Raw genomic sequence first — 17,206 nt, forward strand, 5'->3', positions numbered from 1 at the left:
GCCCGAGGCCGGCAGACCCAGCTGACCAACCGCGTCCAGGCGTCCGTCCTCGCGCAGCACGCCGGCCACACCTGAGCGCAGGGGTCAGCTGTAGGTGACGTCCAGGACTCCGATGACCTTGTCCAGGCGGGCGGCGACTCGGCCGGCGTCGAAGCCGGCGCCTTCGACGACGATGTGGAGGGTGCAGGTTTCCAGGCAGAGTTTGAGTTCGCGGACGTCGTAGGGGTTCAGCTGGACGGCGATTCGGGCCAGTAGGCCGCGCGTCTCTACTACATCTGCGGTGAACGTGGTCAGGACGCGCTCCGGTACTGCGTACGTAGGCGCAGCCTCCGCCGTACGACTGTCGACCATCGTCATCGGACGTCCTCCTTGTGGCGAAGCAGGCCGAAGGTGACGCCGTCGACCAGCGCCTCCCAGGAAGCCTCGACGATGTTGTGCCCGACCCCGACCGTCACCCAGGAACCTTCCCCGTCGGCCGTCTCGATCAGAACTCTGATGACCGCGTCCGTGCCATGACCCTGGTCGAGGATCCGGACCTTGTAGTCACGCAGGTCGAACTTGTTCACCACCGGGTAGGCGCGTTCGATCGCGGACCGCAAGGCGTGGTCGAGCGCATTCACGGGGCCATTCCCCTCGCCGGTGACGATCTCGCGATCCCCACCCGCCACCAGCTTCACCGTCGCCTCGGAGACGGCTTCACCCTCGGCGCGCGATTCGGTGATCACCCGCCACGACTCGACATCGAAGAAGCTCGGCCGGGCACCGGCGACCTCCTCGGTCAGCAGCAGTTCGAACGACGCGTCGGCGGCCTCGAACGTGTACCCGCGCGACTCCATCTCTTTCACCCGGTCCGTCACCCGGCTGACCAGTTCACGGTCGTTGCCGAGGTCGAAGCCGAGTTCGCGGCCCTTCAACTCGACACTCGCCCGGCCGGCCATCTCCGAGACGAGCATCCTCATGTCGTTGCCCACCAAGGCCGGATCCGTGTGCTGGTAGAGATCGGGATCCACCTTGATGGCGCTGGCGTGCAGGCCCGCCTTGTGGGCAAACGCTGACACCCCGACGTACGGCTGCCGGTTCGACGGCGGCACGTTCGTCACTTCGGCGATCGCATGCGCGATCCGATACGACTCGGCCAGCCGGCCGGGCGGAAGGAGTTGCATCCCGCGCTTGAGTTCGAGGTTGGCGACGACCGCGAGCAGGTCCGCGTTGCCGGTGCGTTCGCCGTACCCGTTGATCGTGCCCTGGACGTGCGTGCAGCCGGCCTCGACCGCGGCGATCGAGTTCGCGACCGCGCAGCCGCCGTCGTTGTGGGCGTGGATGCCGAGCCGGGCACCCGTCGACTCCAGTACGTCGCGGACGATGTCCTGCAGTTCGCGCGGCAGCGTGCCACCGTTCGTGTCGCACAAAGCGACCACATCGGCGCCCGCCTCGGCCGCGACCCGTACTACTTCCAGCGCGTACGCCCGGTTGGCCCGATACCCGTCGAAGAAGTGCTCTGTGTCGAGAAAGACCCGCTGCCCACTCGACCGCAGGTGCCGCACGGTCTCGCCGACCATCCGCAGGTTCTCGTCCAAGGTTGTCCGCAGCGCCCGCTCGACATGCGCATCGTGGCTCTTGGCAACCAATGTGACCACCGACGCACCGGACTCGCGAAGGGCCGCGACCTGAGCGTCGTCGGCGGCTACCGAACCCGGCTTGCAGGTCGCACCGAAGGCAGCGAAGGTCGCGTGCCGCAGGTGCAATTCAGTCCTCGCCCGGGAGAAGAACTCGGTGTCCTTCGGTACTGCGCCTGGCCACCCGCCCTCGATGAAGCCCACTCCGAGGTCGTCCAGGTGCTGCGCAATGGCGATCTTGTCCGCCACGGACAGCGCCAGACCCTCCTGCTGCGCACCGTCGCGCAGAGTCGTGTCATAGACGTGGAACTCATCGGCCTCGGCGGGTGTGCTCACGATGTCGCCTTCCGTGGACAAAAAGGTCGGTGCTGCAGGCAAACAAAAAACCTCCCGCAGGGTGCGAGAGGTTTGCGCGCTCAGGTACTGCCTGCTGAGCGCGCTCAAGTAATAATGTTCTGGGTCTTCATAACGATTTGAGTGTGCCACAGCTCGTCCGAGGTACGGCGGATTGTCTCGGAAAGCGGACATCCGGTACGCCGATCAGTACTGCGGCGCTGCCCCCAGTCCAGATTTCAGGTGGAGTAAGGGCCGGTTGACTCTCTGATGACCAATTCCGGGCGCATCAGCAGGGATTGGCCGTGCATCGGGGTGCCGCTTTCGATTCCGGTCCGGAGGTTGGCGAAGGCGGCTGCGGCCATCTCTGCCAGTGGCTGGCGGATCGTGGTGAGGGGCGGGGAGGCCAGGTCGGCCAGGACGATGTCGTCGAAGCCGATGACCGATACGTCCGAGGCGATCCGTAGGCCGGCGTCGCGGATGCCGGCGCAGACACCGAGGGCGCACATGTCGTTGATGGCGACGATCGCGGTGGGCGGGTCCGGCTCGGCGAGCAGCTCCGCCGCGGCGGTCCGGCCGAGGCCGGCCACGTCGAGGTCGCCGTAGCTGTGGTCTGCCCCGCCGGACCACACCAGCGCATCGGCCGGATCGAGCCCGGCATCCTCCAGTGCGTCCGAGAAGCCGCGGAAGCGTTCGCGGCGGTTCACGCTGCCGAGCGCTCCCGAGACGAAGGCGAGCCGTCGGTGCCCAAGTTCGATCAGATGACGAGCCGCCAACCGGGCGCCCAGAACGTTGTCCAGGCTGATGTTGACCAGGCTCTCGTGGTCGCCGACCTGCGCAGTGCGGTCAAAGGCGACCAGGCTGAGGCCTTCGCCGACCATCGGCATCATGTGCTCCAGCGAAGGCAGCGAGGAGCACAGCACCACGCCGCCGATCCCGTCCGACCAGAGCTCTTCGACATACCTGCGCTCGCGCTCCGGATCACGCTCGGAGTTGCAGAGCAGCACGTGGTACCCGGCTTCCAGCGCGGCTGCCTCCAGGTGCCGGGCGAAAGTCCCCCAGAACGGGTTCGCGACCGATGGAACCACCAGGCCGATCACCTGGTTGCGCCCGGTGCGGAGCTGGCGGGCGGCGCGGTTCGGCCGGTAACCGAGCTGCTCGATGGCGGTCTCGACCCGGCGCCGGGTGGCCGGCAGCATCCGGCCCGCGCGGCCGTTGAGCAGGTTCGACACCGTGCTCGGCGACACCCCCGCCTCCGCGGCAACCTGGTAGATCGTCACACCAGCCATTCCGTACCCCTCCCGGTCATCCCCTGAGCGTAGCGGCCAAGCCCACCGAGGGCCAGCCATTGACAATCCGGAAGTGTCCCCTCGATTATCGCTAGATCGATGCACCGGTAAATCGATGCATCACTACTCCCGGAGGGGATGAGGTCGATGGACCGGCAGCCAGCGGGCAGCACAAGGCGACAATTCGGTCAGCGGGCAGGCCTGGCGATGCTCGGGCTGGTGGCGGTCGGCTGCGGTGGGCCCGCACCGGCCAAGCCCGGCCAGAGCGACAAGGTGACCGGCGAGATCCGGATGATCACCCCGATCTTCGAAGGCTCGGACGGCGCCAAGGTGCTGTCGGGCCTGATGGCCGACTTCACCAAGCAGTACCCGGACGTGAAGATCGTCCCGGACTACACGACGTACGCGAAGCTCAACGAGAAGCTGACCACCTCGCTGGCCAGCGGACGCCCGTACGACGTGATGCTGATGGGCGTCGGCTGGATTCCCCCGTTCGCGGCGAAGGGGGTGCTCGCCGACCTCGGTGAGAGCGAGAGCGCGCTGACCAGTCTGTACAGCGAGCGCGTGGTCGCACCAGGCGTGTACGACGGCAAGGTCTACGCCCGGCCGATCATGCTGGACACCCGGTACGGCTACTACCGCAAGGATCTGTTCAAGCAGGCCGGGCTCGATCCGGAGAAGCCGCCGACGACCTTCGCGGAGATCCGCGACTACGCGCGCAAGCTGACCGTCCGCGACGGCAGCGGCAAACTGACCCGGGCCGGGATCGACATCCTCGGCATCGATCTGCGGCAGGGGTTCGAGACGCTGATGTGGGCGGCCGGTGGTGATCTGTTCACGCCGGACGGAAAGGTGGCGTTCAACTCCCCCAAGGCGGTCAGCGCGCTGCAGTTGATGACGGACATCATCCGCACCGACAAGTCCGAGGACTTCGGCTTCACCGAGCCGGGCGCGGCGACCGGCGTACCGATCGTGCAGGGTCGCGCCGCGATGATGCTCGGCCACAACAACACCTGGCAGGAGTTCGAGCAGAACGCGCCGAACCTGGTCAAGGACGGCCAGGTCGGGTTCTTCGTGGTCACCGGCGAGCGGCCGGCGCTGTTCCAGGGCGGCACGATCGGCGCGGTGTCGGCGAAGTCCAAGCAGCAGGCGGCAGCCAAGGAATGGGTCAAGTACCTCGCCTCCGCACAGCCGTCGTTGCGGGCGAACCAGCAACGCGGCAATGTGCCGGCGCTGAAGAGCCTCGTGTCGTCGGAGTACGTGCAGAAGAACCCGGCGGTCCAGTTCGCGATGAAGAACCTCGATCACGCGTACTCCGAGGGTGGCGTGCCAGCCTGGCTCCAGATTCGGGGCGATTTCAAGGCGGCGATCGAGTCGGCGCTGCTGGGCAAGACGACCCCGCAGCAGGCGCTGGACGACCTGGCCAAGAAGGCCGAAGCCGCGATCGCCTCCGGTAAATGACCGGTCCCATGACGACAACCGCAGTACGCCGTACCGAGACCGCCGTTGCCGAGGCTGCCCCGGCCAAGCCGCCTCGGAGGGGCAGGCGACTCGGTTGGGAGCGGCGGCGGGCCGCAGTACTGATGGTGGCACCGGCCGTGATCCTCCTGACCTGGTGGATCGGCATCCCGACGATCGCCAGCCTGGTGCTCGCCTTCACCCATTACGACGTCCTGGCCGGGACCATCTCCTGGGCCGGGCTGGGCAACTTCCGCGACATCTTCGCCGACCCGATCTGGAACCGCTCGATCTGGCACACGGTGGTCTACACCTTCTTCACCGTGCCGGTCGCGATGGCCATCGCCGTCGCGATCGCGGTCCTGCTGAACAGCAAGCTGCGCGGGCGGGCGTGGTACCGGGCGGCGTACTTCCTGCCCCACATCACCGCCACGGTGGCGATCGCGCTGGTCTGGATGTGGATGTTCGAGCCGAACATCGGACTCTTCAACGCCGTACTCGGTCAGGTCGGGATCCAAGGCCCGGCTTGGCTGTCCGATCCGGCCTGGGCGATGCCCGCGGTGATCGTCGTCAGCGTCTGGAAGGGCATCGGCCTGAAGATGCTGATCTACCTGGCCGCGCTGCAGTCGATCCCGCCCGAGCTGTACGAAGCTGCCGATGTGGACGGCGCAACTCCCAGGCGGAAGTTCTTCGCGATCACGCTTCCGTTGTTGCGGCCGGCAACGTTCTTTGTGTTCATCGTGTCGCTGATCGACTCGTTCCAGGTATTCGAGCAGGTCTACGTGCTGACGCCGGACGGCGGTCCGGCGAACGCCACCACAGTGATGACGCTGGAGATCTATCGCAGCGCGTTCGGCAAGTTCGACATGAGCCGGGCCTGCGCGCAGAGCATGGTGCTGTTCGTCTTCCTGCTCGTACTCACGGTGATCAGCCGGCGGCTGACCGGAAAGGACAGCGATGCGGAGCTCTAAGAGCGAAGTCGTCCTGCACCTCGTACTGGCGATCGGCGCGCTGTTGATGATCGTGCCGTTCGTCTGGATGGTGCTCTCGTCACTGAAGAGCCACACCGAGATCACCTCTTATCCGCCGACCTGGCTGCCCCGGCACTGGGACTTCGGCAACTACCCCGAGGCGCTCAAGTTCGCGCCGTTCGGGACCTACTTCCGCAACAGCCTGATCATCGCGACCGGCCATACCGTGCTGAACGTGGCACTGGCCTCGATGGCCGGCTACTCGCTGGCCCGGGTCCCGTTCCGCGGCCGGAGCGCGCTGTTCGTCGCGATGCTGGCCACGATGATGATCCCGACGTACACCAAGATCGTTCCGCAGTACCTGATCGCCAAGGCGATGCCGTTCTTCGGCGGCAACGACTACCTCGGCCGCGGCGGCTCCGGCTGGCTGGACTCCTGGTGGGCGCTGATCGTGCCCGGTGCGCTGACCCCGCTCGCGATCTTCCTGTTCCGCCAGTTCTACCTGTCGCTGCCGCGGGAACTCGAGGAGGCGGCCCGGATCGACGGGATGGGTGAGTTCGGGATCTACGCCAAGGTGATGACGCCGCTGATCAAGCCGGCCATCGCGACCGTCGCGCTGATCACCTTCGAGAACAGCTGGAACAACTTCCTCTGGCCGCTGATCGTGACCACCCGCGACGACCTGCGGGTGATCCAGGTCGGCCTCGCCGCGTTCCAGCAGAGCGAGCGCACCTACTGGGAGTACCTGATGGCCGGTACGACGCTCGCGACGCTGCCGATGATCGTGTTGTTCCTGCTCACCCAGCGGTACTTCGTTCAGGGATTCGCCAACAGTGGCATCAAGTGAAGGAGCCGAGATGACGTACGAACTCACCGGTCGCCGTGCCCTCGTCACCGGTGCCGGCGCCGGAATCGGGGCCGCGATCGCGGTCGCTCTGGCCGGCGCGGGCGCCGATGTGGCCGTCCACTACGCGCACTCCGCCGACGGAGCGGCCGAGGTGACGCGGCGGATCGAGCGGGCCGGTCGCAAAGCCGTTGCCATCGGCGCCGATCTGAGAGTCAGCGCGGACGCGGACCGGCTGGTAGCCGAGTCGGTCGCGTTCTTGGGTGGGCTGGACATCGTGGTCTGCAACGCCGGTCACCTGGTCGGGCGTTCCTCGGTCGCCGAGATGTCCGACGAGCACTTCGAGCAGGTTCTCGACCTCAACCTCGGGACGACGTTCCGCACCATCCGGGCCGCCATCCCGCAGCTACGCCAAGCCGGTACGAACGGTCGCGTGGTGACGATGTCCTCGCTGGCCGCGCACAACGGCGGCGGCGCTGGTTCAGCCGTGTACTCCGCCGCGAAGGCAGGTATCCGCGGCCTCACCAAGGGCCTGGCCAAGGAACTCGCCGACACCGGTACGACGGTCAACGCGCTCGCGCCGGGCTTCATCGGGCAGACCGCGTTCCACGACACTTTTACTCCCCCGGAGGTCCAGCAGAACATCGTCGCCGGTACACCGTTGAAGCGCGCCGGGACCGTCGAGGAGGTCGCGGCCGCCGCGGTCTGGCTCTGCTCGGACGGCGCCGGCTACATCACCGGCTCGACCATCGACATCGACGGTGGAGCCTGGTTCCGGTGATGATTCCCAGCGAGCGGGGCGGCTGGTGGCACGCCTACGTGTGCCCCACCCACGGCGTCGAACTCGACCACGTCGACCTGCTCACCGGTCACTTCCCTGCCGAAGGTGCACCTTGCCGGTACGGCTGCCGTCTCGACACCCCAGCTGTCCGTGGTGCCTGGACGGTCCTCGCCCATCAGGCCTGCGCGGCCGACCTCCTGCGGATGGCTCGGGGCGGTGAGGACATCACTCCTCAGTTGGAGGAGTACGCGTCTTTGTACGCCACTGGCGGAGCTGATCCGGAGCCGTGGATGCTCGGCGGTGTCCTGTTCCAGCAAGCGCTGACCGAGGCGATCTGGGCGGTCACGATCGCCCGGGCAGCCTGGGCAATGCCAACCCGCAGTACTGCTGTTGCCGGGTTGCTCGACGCCTTGGCCTCGGCTGCTGGCAGGGCTCGCGGCAAACTGCTTGCTGAGGGCAAGTTCACCTCGAACTACGTCGCCTGGCTAGACGCCGCCGGTTACCTCTGCTCGCGCGACCCGGAGTGGCTCGAAGGCGAGCACGGCCTCTACGAGCACCTGCTGGCCGCGACCTACGATGACGGCTGGCAGTGGGAGGCGAGCACCTACTACCACTCCTTCGTACTCCGTGCCGCCGTGCTCGCGACGGAAGGTTTGTCCGTGCCCGCGAAGGTTGCCGAGCGCATGCATTCCATGGCCGGTGTGCTCACCAACCTGCGCTTCGGCCCACATCTGGCCGCTCTCCACGATGGTCCGTACAGCCGAGTGCCGTACGACGCGGAGCTTGCCGAGCTGGCTGAGTTCCCCGCTCCCCCGGCACGCCTCGGCGTCACGGTCTACGAGCACGCCGGGTACGCCGTACTGCGGTCCGCCGAGTTGCTCGCGATCGTCGACTTCGGGCCGCACGGCGGGTCGCACGGTCATCGGGACAAACTCGCGCTCTACCTCTACGGCCAGGACGCGTGGCAGCCGGATCCGGGGCAGGTCCCCTACGGCCACCAAGGCTGGCGCCGGTACTACGCGAGCACGGCCGCGCATCCCGCGTTCCGCATCGACGATTCGGAGCAGGCCGAGTGCAGTGGTCGGCTGGTCTCGGCGGACAGCAAATCGGTCGTCGTTGCCTGCGACACTGCCTACCCAGGCGTGACCGCCAGGAGGCAGGTGACGCTGCACAATGATGGGCAGCTGACTGATGAGCTGGTTGTCGAGTGCAACGAACCATACAAGATCACGGCGCAACTGCGACCCGCAGTACCGGTGTCTGTGCGTGGAACCACCAGCTATTGGGACAAGTCGCTCGTCGGATCGCATGTCGGGCCGGCTGAGTTCTTGCTTCGGCCCGGGCCTGGTCCCGCTGACGATCCGCAGCGAGTTGCCGATCAGGTCGACTGGTCGGCCTACGACGCGACCAGCGCCACCTTCCGTTCGACGTACCGTGCGATCCCGGAGGTGCAGGCATGCTCCTGATCAACGATCTCGATGCTTTGCGAGCCTCGCTGTCCACTACCCATCAGGCACAGTGGCGCCGGTTGTACGAGCAGTGCGAGACGTATCGACAGCGGGTGCCGCCGGCTGAGCACCCGACCGCCAGCATCACGTACTTCGGGCCGGCCGCCGCGAATCTCGCCCTCGCATTCCGGCTGACCGGCCAGCGGCACTACCTGGAAGAGGCGTGGCGCTGGATCTCGACCTGCATCGCCTATCCGCACTGGGGCAAGGCGAAGCTGCCCGACCATGACCTGGATGCCGGGTGGTTGTTGCACGGATTGTCCTTGGCCTACAGCTGGCTGGGTTCGGATCTCGAGCCACACCGGGCCGCCGAGTTGCGAGCGAAGCTGGAGCTACAAGGGCAGCGCTTGTACGACTTCGCCGTCGAAACCGAGGGGCGATGGTGGTCGTCGAGCTACTGGCAGAACCACAACTGGATTTGCTACGCCGGACTCGCGACCGCCGGCTATGCGCTAAATCAGCCGGACTGGACGAAGCGGGCCCGCGAAAACTTCGAGACGGTCCTGTCGCTGCTCCCGGCTGACGGGTCGGATGCCGAGGGCGTCGTCTACTGGCGGTACGGCGTACCGTGGCTGGCCGTTTATGCAGACCTGCTGCAGCGCACCGAAGGCGTCGATCTGTGGGCGGGCTGCGACTTCCTCGCCAACACCTTCCGGTGGCGGCTGCATCAGTCGGCGCCGGGCTTCGAGGAGAACATCGACCATGGCGACTGCCACGATCGGCGCAGCGGGCACTCGGTTGCCCTCTATTACCGATTGGCTTCGGCCTATCGCCATGGGCAGGCGCAGTGGTTGGCTCAGCGGGTCGCGGATCGCTACTTCTGGCGGGAGGCCTACGCGTCGGGGGTGAAGCCGGGCGTGATGCCGGAGGCGTTCTACGAGCTGCTCTGGTTCGATCCGTCGGTGCAGCCCGTCGAGCCCGATGCCGAGCCGACTACCGCGTACTTCCCCGATCTCGGCCAGGTGGTGAGTCGCACCTCCTGGGCGGACGGCGCGACGACGGTGTCGTTCAAGTCGGCTCCCGGTGGCGGCAACGGCGCCTGGGATGCCGCCGAACGGCATCGCCGCGAACTGGGCTGGGACACCTTGAACGCCGGCCACCATCACCCCGACGCCGGCAGCTTCGTGCTGATCTCGCACGGCGCGTTCCTCGCGGTCGACGACGGCTACTGCAATCGCAAACGCGCTCGCTACCACAACCTCATCCTCGTCGACGGCCAAGGCTGGAAGGGCGAAGATCGCTATCACGGCTACAAGGACCTCCCGTACGACGCTCGTCCGACCATGAGCGACGTCCTTGCCGAGGAGGGGTTCGTGCATGCGATCGCGTCGACGGCGGCGATGTTCGACGCGGACCTCGGCGTACGGCAGGTCGATCGGACGATGGTCGTCACGCCACGCGGGCGGCTGGTGATCCGGGACTCGCTGGCCGCCGCCCAGCCGCGAACGTGGACCTGGCTATTGCACTCCGACTGGCCGTCCGAACAGGTCTCCAGTCGCCTGCACGTACTCCGATCCGGCCCGGCCCAGGCGTGGGTGACCCGACTCGGCCCCAACGGCATCGCGGCGACGACAGCCCGAAGCACCATCGAGGCCAACCCGACCGCGTCGACCCCCGCCCTGTCGATCACCAAGAACCTCGAAGCCCTGCAATGGACCACGCCTCGTTTGATCAGCACCGAGTTCCTCGCCGCGATCGAACCGACCTCGGCACTCGACCCGACACCACCAACAGCCACCAAGATGCCTGGCACCGGGGTCGCCTTCGACGACGAACAGGTCCACTTCGGCCCGCTCATCGAGGCACCGGGCCTCTCGGCCGACGCCCTCGCAGTAATCCGCAGCGGCAACCGGGTGGCAGTGGTCGGCGCAACCCGCGTCACCGTGTCCGGCCGCACCCTGCACGAGTCGGCTACTCCCTTCACCGGCGTACTGCGATGAGCTGGCGGATCGACCGAAAGCAGGCGGTGCTGCCGGGGCGGTTGGCAGGGGGTGCTGTCACGCCGCGGGGGCGGTCGGGAGCGGGCGGTGCTGCGATGAGCTCCAGGGTTGGTTGGGAGCAGGTCGCCTTGCGGTGGTTGCAGTGGATCTCTGTTCCTGCGTCGGCTGGGCTTGCCTTCTGTTGCTTGAGCCTCGGGGCGGTCACGTGGTTGCCAGCCCTCGCCGCGACCGCCCAGGTCCTTCACCGCTGGCGTGAAGACGGTGACGAACGCGCCTTCCTCGGCGTCTTCGCCGACTTCCGCAACCACTGGCGCCGGCTCTGGCGACACAGCCTCATCTCCACCGCGATCGGCGCGGTCCTCACGGCCAACCTGGTCTTCCTGCTCGGTAGAGGCGCAGTTGGCTTCGTGCTCCTGGCAGTCCAACTCGGCCTTGCTGCCGCGTTCATCGTCTACCACTTGGCTTTTGCGGCGGCCATCGGCCACCGGCCCACCGCCTCACTGTCCAGCCGCCGGCACGCGGCGATCCACCTCGCGTTCGGCTCCTGGCGCGGCGCATTGTTGCTCCTGGCAACTGTTCTCGTCATAGCCCTGACCGCCCCCCTCGGCATCGGTCCCCTGCTCTTCGGCCCCTCAGTCCCTCTCCTGGCAGCCCTGTCCCTCCAGTCCCGCCTCGAACAATCGTGAGGACACCATGCGCACCCCAACCATCTTGTTCGCCACCTGCCTACTGGGCGCCGCCATCGCCCTCCCCGCGCAGGCCAACCCCAGCCAGTACTACGTAAGCCCGGTCGGCAGCGACTCCAGCACCGGCAGCACCCCATCGGCCCCCTTCGCCACGCTGCAGAAGGCACTCGACGTCGCACCGACCGGCTCAACCATCCACCTTGCCGCCGGCCGCTATCTCCAAGACGCCATCACCCGCCAGGACGGCGTCACCGTCACCGGACCGGCCGACGCCGTCCTGCTCGGTGCAGGCGGCAGCCGCATCCTCCAGGTCCGCAACGACCACGTGACGCTGACCGGCTTCACCGTCGACGGTCTGGCCGGTTCGCCCGACAGCCCAGACGGCTATCGCGGCAAGTTGGTCTACGTCATGAGCACCACCCCAGGCGACGGCGTGACCGGCCTGCGGATCCGTGGCATGCACTTACGCAATGCCGGCGACGAGTGCGTCCGGCTGCGCTACCTGATCACCGACGCGGACCTCTCGGCAAACCAGATCGGCCCCTGCGGCGTACACGACTTCGTCTTCGGAGGCGGCGGCAAGAACGGCGAAGGCATCTATCTCGGCACCGCACCCGAGCAGCAAGGCGCCAACGGCGCACCCGACGCACGGCCGGACGTCAGCACCGGCAACCGCATCCACGACAACCTGATCAACACCCGCGGCAACGAGTGCGTCGACATCAAGGAGAACTCGACTGCGAACGTCGTCGAACGCAACGTCTGTACCGGCCAGCAGGACCCGCGATCGGCCGGGTTCGACTCACGAGGTAGCGGCAACGTGGTCCGGTACAACGTTGCCGTCGACAACGTCGGAGCGGGCATCCGCTTCGGCGGCGACACTCCTGCTGATGGCGTGAATAACGATGCCTACAGCAACGTCATCGCGCGCAACGCCGGTGGCGGGATCAAGTTCCAGGCGACGCCGCAGGGACGCCTCTGCGGCAACGCGATGACCGGCAACACCGGCGGCGATGCAGTCGGCACCTACGCCGCGCAGTACCAACCGTCCCAACCCTGTCAATGAGAGGCCCTCATGAAGAAGCTCAGAATTCTGCTGGTGACAGCCCTTGCCGCGGCGGCGGCAGGGATCGCGGCCGCGGCGATCGCGGCCGCGCCCGCCAGCGCCGCGAACGTGGAGATCACCCCGGGCGCGAGCTCGGTCACCGCGAGCACGAGCGACAGCAACGTCGCGGCCAATGCGGTCGACAAGAACTACTCCACCCGCTGGTCCGGTGATGGTGACGGCGCCAGCTTGCAACTCGACCTGGGCAGTTCCAAGACCGTCAGCCACATCAAGGTGGCTGTTTACAAGGGCAACGAGCGGCGCAACGACTTCGAGCTGCAACTGTGGAACGGCTCCGCCTGGGCGACCGTGTTCGACGGCCTGAGCAGCGGCAGCACGACCGGGTTGCAGACCTTCGACTTCACCGACCAGGCCGCTTCCAAGGTCCGGTACGTCGGGCACGGGTACCAGGTGAACGCCGGTGGAACGGGCACCTGGAACAGCATCACCGAGGTGGAGGTCTGGGGCCCCGACGGCGGGTCGCCGGGCGGCGGCGTACCGGCTGATGTTCTCGACCTGACCAACTGGAAGGTCACCCTGCCGACCGGTTCGGCCGGTAGCCCGACCGAGATCAAGCAGCCGGCCCTCGCCACCTTCTCGGTCGACCCGTACTTCACCGTGGTCGGGGACGCGGTCCAGTTCCGCGCTCCGGTCAACGGGGTCACCACCAGCGGATCGAGCTACCCGCGGTCCGAACTGCGCGAGATGACCAGCAACGGCAGCGCCAACGCGAGCTGGTCGTCGACGTCAGGAACCCACACGTTGGTGGTGAGCGAGTCCTTCGACCACCTGCCGGCCGGCAAACCGCAGCTGGTCGGCGCGCAGATTCACGACGCCGCTGACGACATCACCGTGTTCCGGCTGGAGGGCAGCAGCCTCTACATCACCAACGGGAACACCACTCACTACAAGCTGGTCACCAGCTCGTACACGCTCGGCACTGTCTACGAAGCCAAGTTCGTGGTGAGTGGCGGGCAGGTGAAGGCCTACTACAACGGTGTCCTGCAGACCACGATCAGCAAGAGCTTCTCCGGCGCCTACTTCAAGGCCGGCGCCTACACCCAGGCCAACTGCACCAACTCGTCACCCTGCGCGGAGTCGAACTACGGCCAGACCACAATCCACAACGTGACGGTCACCCACTCCTAAAACAGTTACGTCCGAAGAACCGGAGTACACGTACCTCCGGTTCTTCGGACGTAAGGAGTTGTTGGGACCCTCAGCAGACCTTTGTCATCCAGTTATGTGTGTCTTTGGTACGGCCGTACTGGACGTCGAGGAGAGCCGACCGGATTGCGCCGGTGATGGGGCCCCCGTTGCCGTCGGCCACCTGGACCTCGCCGTCCTTCCACTTCAGCGACGCGACCGGGGTGATCACCGCGGCCGTACCGCAGGCGAAGACCTCGCGGATCTTGCCGGAGGCGGCACCGTCGCGCCACTCGTCGATCGAGATCTTCCGCTCGGCGACGGAGTAGCCGAGGTCGGTGACCAGCTTCAGGATCGAGTCACGGGTGATCCCCTCGAGGATCGTGCCGGACAGCTCCGGCGTGACCACCGAGTTGTCGTCGAGGACGAAGTACAGGTTCATCCCGCCGAGCTCTTCGATCCACTTCTTCTCGACCGCGTCGAGGAAGGCGACCTGGTCGCAACCCTGCTCGGTCGCCTCGGCCTGGGCCAGCAGCGACGAGGCGTAGTTGCCACCCGTCTTGGCCGCGCCGGTGCCACCGGGGGCCGCGCGGGTGTACTCCTCGCTCAGCCAGATCCGGACCGGCTTGACGCCCTTGGCGAAGTACGAGCCGGCGGGCGACGCGATCGCGCAGTACGTGACCTGGGCCGACGGGCGGACGCCGAGGAACGGGTCCGAGCCGAACATGAACGGTCGCAGGTACAGCGAGGTCTCGCCACCGGCGGGCACCCAGGCCTTGTCGAGCTCGACCAGCTTGTGCAACGAGTCCAGGAACGCGGCCTCGGGCAGCTCCGGCAGCGCGAGCCGGTGCGCGGAGCGGTTGAACCGCGCCGCGTTGGCCTCGGGCCGGAACAGGTGGATCGAGTCGTCGGGGTGCCGGTAGGCCTTCATCCCCTCGAAGATGGTCTGGGCGTAGTGGAACACCGAGGTCGCCGGAGAAAGCTCCAGCGGCCCGAAGGCGGTGATCCTCGCGTCGTGCCAGCCGTTGTCCCGGGTCCACGTGGCGATCGCCATGTGGTCGGAGAACTGTTGCCCGAATCCTGGGTTCGCCAGGATCTGGGCGCGCTGGTCGTCGCTGGCCGGTTGGGTGTTTGGCTCAACGGAGAACTGCAGATCGGCGCTCATGCCGGCACCTCGCTGGCGCTCGGTTTCGGCATGAGCGCAGAGGCGGCAGTGTTGTCTGATCGCTCGCTACGCTCACTCATAGCGGCACCGTACCTCTAGGCGAACTGGTCAGGCGAGCAAACGAGCGCCCCGCCACCCGGCCACGGGCAGCGTGGCTCCCGCGCCCGGCCGTGCAGGCCGGGCGAGCGGAGTACGGAAACATCGGATCACCCGGCCGCGCGCTTGGCGATCGCGTCACCGATCTCCGAGGTGGTCCGTGCGTCGCCGGTGCGCTCCTCGATATCCGCGGTCACGGCCGCCTCGATCGCTGCCGCAGCCTCGGTCAGGCCGAGGTGGTCGCAGAGCAGTGCGGTGGACAGGATCGCCGCCGTCGGGTCGGCTTTCTGCTGGCCGGCGATGTCCGGAGCGGAGCCGTGCACCGGCTCGAACATGCTCGGCGCGGTCTTGTCTGGGTTGATGTTGCCGCTCGCGGCCAGCCCGATCCCACCGCTGATCGCGGCGGCCAGGTCGGTGATGATGTCGCCGAACAGGTTGTCGGTGACGATCACGTCGAACCGGGCCGGGTCGGTGACCATGAAGATGGTCGCCGCGTCCACGTGCAGGTAGTCGACGGTGATGTCGGGGAAGTCCTTCTTCACCGCGTCGACGGTCCGGGTCCAGAGGTGACCGGCGTACACGAGCACGTTGTTCTTGTGCACCAGGGTCAGCTTCTTGCGCGGCCGCGCCTGCGCCCGGGCGAACGCGTCGCGGACGACCCGCTCCACGCCGTACGCCGTGTTGACGCTGACCTCGGTCGCGATCTCGGCCGGGGTGCCGACGCGGAGGGCGCCGCCGTTGCCGACGTACGGGCCTTCGGTGCCTTCCCGGACGACGACGAAGTCGACCTGGCCCGGGTTCGCCAGCGGCGAGCCGACCGACGGGTAGACCTTCGAGGGGCGCAGGTTCACGTAGTGGTCGAGGGCGAAGCGGAGCTTGAGGAGCAGGCCACGCTCCAGTACGCCGGACGGGACCGTCGGGTCGCCGACCGCGCCGAGCAGGATCGCGTCGTGCTTGCGGATCTCCTCGAGCTCGGCATCCGGCAGGGTCTCCCCGGTCGCGTGCCAGCGCTTCGCGCCGAGGTCGTACTCCGTGCGCTCGAACGTGACGCCGTAGTTCGCGCTGACCGCGTCGAGGACCTTGAGCGCCTCGGCGGTGACCTCGGGACCGATCCCGTCGCCACCTACCACTGCCAGCTTGAACGCCGTCTTGGCTGGGCGCTGTTGCGTGCTCACTTCTTGGGTTCTCCCCCGTTGTCGCGGCGGTTCATGGCCTCTTGGACTGGCTGGGTCTCGGCCTGGCGTGGTGCGGGGCGGCGACGGCGGGCGGCCTTGCGCTCGCGTCCGTCGACGACCTTCCAGTTGGCCGGATACATGTCGTACATGCTGCTCTCCCGTTTGGTCTCGTGCTTGTCACAAACGGCCGACGACTGGCACTACCGGGCGGGAAGTACGCCGAAACCCGCGCCCGATAGCTTCACCGCGGTCGACCTTAGCGGACCCCGGTGCGGCAGCGGTCCCATGCGGTGTACCACGAACTGCATGATGGGTCCGAAGATACTCTGGCGTCCGACTAATTCGCCACCATGCGGGCAGACTGTCCCGAGATGTGAGATGCCAGTGACACGACTGGACCGATGCTGTGCAACTCTCAACCGGTGAGTGCTCCTCCAGAACTGCCACCGCTGGTTTCAGCGGCCCTCAGCCTGTCCGGCCGGCGCGGATTCGTCAGCGCCACCCGCAACGAGACGGGCCGGTTGCTCGCGACCTTGGCCGCGTCGCGGACGGGGACGCTCGGCGAGGTCGGCACCGGCTGCGGCGTCGGCTCGGCCTGGCTGCGCAGCGGCGCGACCGACGACACCAAGATCGTTACCGCCGAGAGCGATCCGCAGCTGGCGAAGGTGGTCGCTGAGCTCTTCGCCGAAGACGGCCGGATCGAGGTGCTGTCGGCGGACTGGTCGGCGCTGATCGAGCGCGGGCCGTTCTCCTTGCTCTTCGTGGACGCGCGCGAGGCGAAGCTCTCCGCCCGCGACGTGATCGCCGAGGCCGTCGAGCCGGGCGGCTTCGTAGTACTGGACGACTTCACCCCGTCGGCAGTCTGGCCCCCCATGTACGGAGGCCGGGTCGACACCCTCCGCCAAGAATGGCTGATGGACGAACGCTTCACCACAGTAGAAGTAATGGTCGCGCCGGACGCGGCCGTCCTGCTGGCAACCAAGCGCTGAGTACTACGGGAAAGCCCGCCCCTGCGTGCTATTCCGACGACGGGGCGGCTTGTCGTGGCCTGTCCTCTCCCGGACCGCCAGGCCATCAGTACTGCCTGCAGACC

At 67.2% G+C, this 17,206-nt stretch carries 16 protein-coding genes; 10 read left to right on the plus strand and 6 right to left on the minus strand.

Going from position 1 to position 17,206, the window contains the following annotated elements:
• Window positions 1-84 precede the first annotated feature (84 nt).
• From F1D05_RS06690 to F1D05_RS06700, 3 genes are all read right to left on the minus strand, one after another.
• Complete coding sequence (locus F1D05_RS06690) at window positions 85-357, minus strand: hypothetical protein (RefSeq protein ID WP_185446472.1); 273 nt, start codon at window positions 355-357, stop codon at window positions 85-87.
• Entirely contained in the window at window positions 354-1,952 is a 1,599-nt protein-coding gene (gene cimA, locus F1D05_RS06695) for a citramalate synthase (RefSeq protein WP_185446473.1), read from the minus strand. Before cimA ends, F1D05_RS06690 begins: the two co-directional genes overlap by 4 nt.
• 236 nt (window positions 1,953-2,188) lie before the next feature.
• The gene (locus tag F1D05_RS06700) at window positions 2,189-3,238 is read right to left on the minus strand and encodes a LacI family DNA-binding transcriptional regulator (RefSeq protein ID WP_185446474.1); all 1,050 of its coding nucleotides are present in this window, start codon (window positions 3,236-3,238) and stop codon (window positions 2,189-2,191) included.
• Between the two features lie 147 nt (window positions 3,239-3,385).
• On the opposite strand from F1D05_RS06700, the gene F1D05_RS06705 reads away from it, so the two are divergent.
• The 9 genes from F1D05_RS06705 (at window position 3,386) to F1D05_RS06745 (ending at window position 13,680) form a co-directional block, all read left to right on the plus strand.
• Window positions 3,386-4,699: an ABC transporter substrate-binding protein gene (locus F1D05_RS06705; RefSeq protein ID WP_206686103.1), complete on the plus strand. Its 1,314-nt coding sequence runs from the start codon at window positions 3,386-3,388 to the stop codon at window positions 4,697-4,699.
• The gene (locus tag F1D05_RS06710; protein WP_206686104.1) at window positions 4,696-5,667 is read left to right on the plus strand and encodes a carbohydrate ABC transporter permease; all 972 of its coding nucleotides are present in this window, start codon (window positions 4,696-4,698) and stop codon (window positions 5,665-5,667) included. The genes F1D05_RS06705 and F1D05_RS06710 overlap by 4 nt, the downstream gene beginning before the upstream one ends.
• The gene (locus F1D05_RS06715; RefSeq protein WP_185446475.1) at window positions 5,654-6,514 is read left to right on the plus strand and encodes a carbohydrate ABC transporter permease; all 861 of its coding nucleotides are present in this window, start codon (window positions 5,654-5,656) and stop codon (window positions 6,512-6,514) included. The genes F1D05_RS06710 and F1D05_RS06715 overlap by 14 nt, the downstream gene beginning before the upstream one ends.
• Window positions 6,515-6,524: 10 nt before the next feature.
• Window positions 6,525-7,292 (plus strand): SDR family NAD(P)-dependent oxidoreductase, encoded by a 768-nt coding sequence (locus tag F1D05_RS06720; protein WP_185446476.1) that lies wholly within the window; start codon window positions 6,525-6,527, stop codon window positions 7,290-7,292.
• On the plus strand, window positions 7,292-8,758 hold the full coding sequence (locus F1D05_RS06725; protein WP_246486835.1) for a heparinase II/III domain-containing protein: 1,467 nt from the start codon (window positions 7,292-7,294) through the stop codon (window positions 8,756-8,758). The genes F1D05_RS06720 and F1D05_RS06725 overlap by 1 nt, the downstream gene beginning before the upstream one ends.
• Window positions 8,749-10,740 (plus strand): DUF4962 domain-containing protein, encoded by a 1,992-nt coding sequence (locus F1D05_RS06730; protein ID WP_185446478.1) that lies wholly within the window; start codon window positions 8,749-8,751, stop codon window positions 10,738-10,740. The genes F1D05_RS06725 and F1D05_RS06730 overlap by 10 nt, the downstream gene beginning before the upstream one ends.
• A gap of 95 nt (window positions 10,741-10,835) precedes the next feature.
• Window positions 10,836-11,426, plus strand: a complete 591-nt coding sequence (locus tag F1D05_RS06735; RefSeq protein ID WP_185446479.1) for a DUF624 domain-containing protein — start codon at window positions 10,836-10,838, stop codon at window positions 11,424-11,426.
• Between the two features lie 7 nt (window positions 11,427-11,433).
• On the plus strand, window positions 11,434-12,492 hold the full coding sequence (locus tag F1D05_RS06740) for a DUF1565 domain-containing protein (RefSeq protein WP_185446480.1): 1,059 nt from the start codon (window positions 11,434-11,436) through the stop codon (window positions 12,490-12,492).
• 9 nt (window positions 12,493-12,501) lie between these two features.
• Complete coding sequence (locus F1D05_RS06745; RefSeq protein ID WP_185446481.1) at window positions 12,502-13,680, plus strand: polysaccharide lyase family 7 protein; 1,179 nt, start codon at window positions 12,502-12,504, stop codon at window positions 13,678-13,680.
• A gap of 70 nt (window positions 13,681-13,750) precedes the next feature.
• Here the strand turns inward: F1D05_RS06745 and F1D05_RS06750 are convergent, their stop codons facing one another.
• The 3 genes from F1D05_RS06750 to F1D05_RS06760 all read right to left on the minus strand — a co-directional run bounded on the left by F1D05_RS06750 (window position 13,751) and on the right by F1D05_RS06760 (window position 16,262).
• Complete coding sequence (locus tag F1D05_RS06750; RefSeq protein WP_185446482.1) at window positions 13,751-14,842, minus strand: branched-chain amino acid aminotransferase; 1,092 nt, start codon at window positions 14,840-14,842, stop codon at window positions 13,751-13,753.
• Between the two features lie 206 nt (window positions 14,843-15,048).
• On the minus strand, window positions 15,049-16,113 hold the full coding sequence (locus tag F1D05_RS06755) for a 3-isopropylmalate dehydrogenase (RefSeq protein ID WP_185446483.1): 1,065 nt from the start codon (window positions 16,111-16,113) through the stop codon (window positions 15,049-15,051).
• Window positions 16,110-16,262 carry a hypothetical protein gene (locus F1D05_RS06760; protein ID WP_020392829.1) on the minus strand — a complete coding sequence of 51 codons (153 nt, stop codon included), beginning with the start codon at window positions 16,260-16,262 and terminating at the stop codon, window positions 16,110-16,112. The genes F1D05_RS06755 and F1D05_RS06760 overlap by 4 nt, the downstream gene beginning before the upstream one ends.
• Window positions 16,263-16,535: 273 nt before the next feature.
• On the opposite strand from F1D05_RS06760, the gene F1D05_RS06765 reads away from it, so the two are divergent.
• Window positions 16,536-17,102: an O-methyltransferase gene (locus tag F1D05_RS06765; protein ID WP_246486478.1), complete on the plus strand. Its 567-nt coding sequence runs from the start codon at window positions 16,536-16,538 to the stop codon at window positions 17,100-17,102.
• Window positions 17,103-17,206 lie beyond the last annotated feature (104 nt).

The sequence above is a fragment of the Kribbella qitaiheensis genome (assembly GCF_014217565.1).
GTDB lineage: Bacteria > Actinomycetota > Actinomycetes > Propionibacteriales > Kribbellaceae > Kribbella > Kribbella qitaiheensis_A.

Coding starts and splice junctions, on each gene's coding strand:
- F1D05_RS06690 (WP_185446472.1), bottom strand. CDS start 357: ATGACGATGGTCGACAGTCGTACGGCGGAGGCTGCGCCTACGTACGCA.
- F1D05_RS06700 (WP_185446474.1), bottom strand. CDS start 3,238: ATGGCTGGTGTGACGATCTACCAGGTTGCCGCGGAGGCGGGGGTGTCG.
- F1D05_RS06705 (WP_206686103.1), top strand. CDS start 3,386: ATGGACCGGCAGCCAGCGGGCAGCACAAGGCGACAATTCGGTCAGCGG.
- F1D05_RS06710 (WP_206686104.1), top strand. CDS start 4,696: ATGACCGGTCCCATGACGACAACCGCAGTACGCCGTACCGAGACCGCC.
- F1D05_RS06715 (WP_185446475.1), top strand. CDS start 5,654: ATGCGGAGCTCTAAGAGCGAAGTCGTCCTGCACCTCGTACTGGCGATC.
- F1D05_RS06720 (WP_185446476.1), top strand. CDS start 6,525: ATGACGTACGAACTCACCGGTCGCCGTGCCCTCGTCACCGGTGCCGGC.
- F1D05_RS06725 (WP_246486835.1), top strand. CDS start 7,292: ATGATTCCCAGCGAGCGGGGCGGCTGGTGGCACGCCTACGTGTGCCCC.
- F1D05_RS06730 (WP_185446478.1), top strand. CDS start 8,749: ATGCTCCTGATCAACGATCTCGATGCTTTGCGAGCCTCGCTGTCCACT.
- F1D05_RS06735 (WP_185446479.1), top strand. CDS start 10,836: ATGAGCTCCAGGGTTGGTTGGGAGCAGGTCGCCTTGCGGTGGTTGCAG.
- F1D05_RS06740 (WP_185446480.1), top strand. CDS start 11,434: ATGCGCACCCCAACCATCTTGTTCGCCACCTGCCTACTGGGCGCCGCC.
- F1D05_RS06745 (WP_185446481.1), top strand. CDS start 12,502: ATGAAGAAGCTCAGAATTCTGCTGGTGACAGCCCTTGCCGCGGCGGCG.
- F1D05_RS06750 (WP_185446482.1), bottom strand. CDS start 14,842: ATGAGCGCCGATCTGCAGTTCTCCGTTGAGCCAAACACCCAACCGGCC.
- F1D05_RS06760 (WP_020392829.1), bottom strand. CDS start 16,262: ATGTACGACATGTATCCGGCCAACTGGAAGGTCGTCGACGGACGCGAG.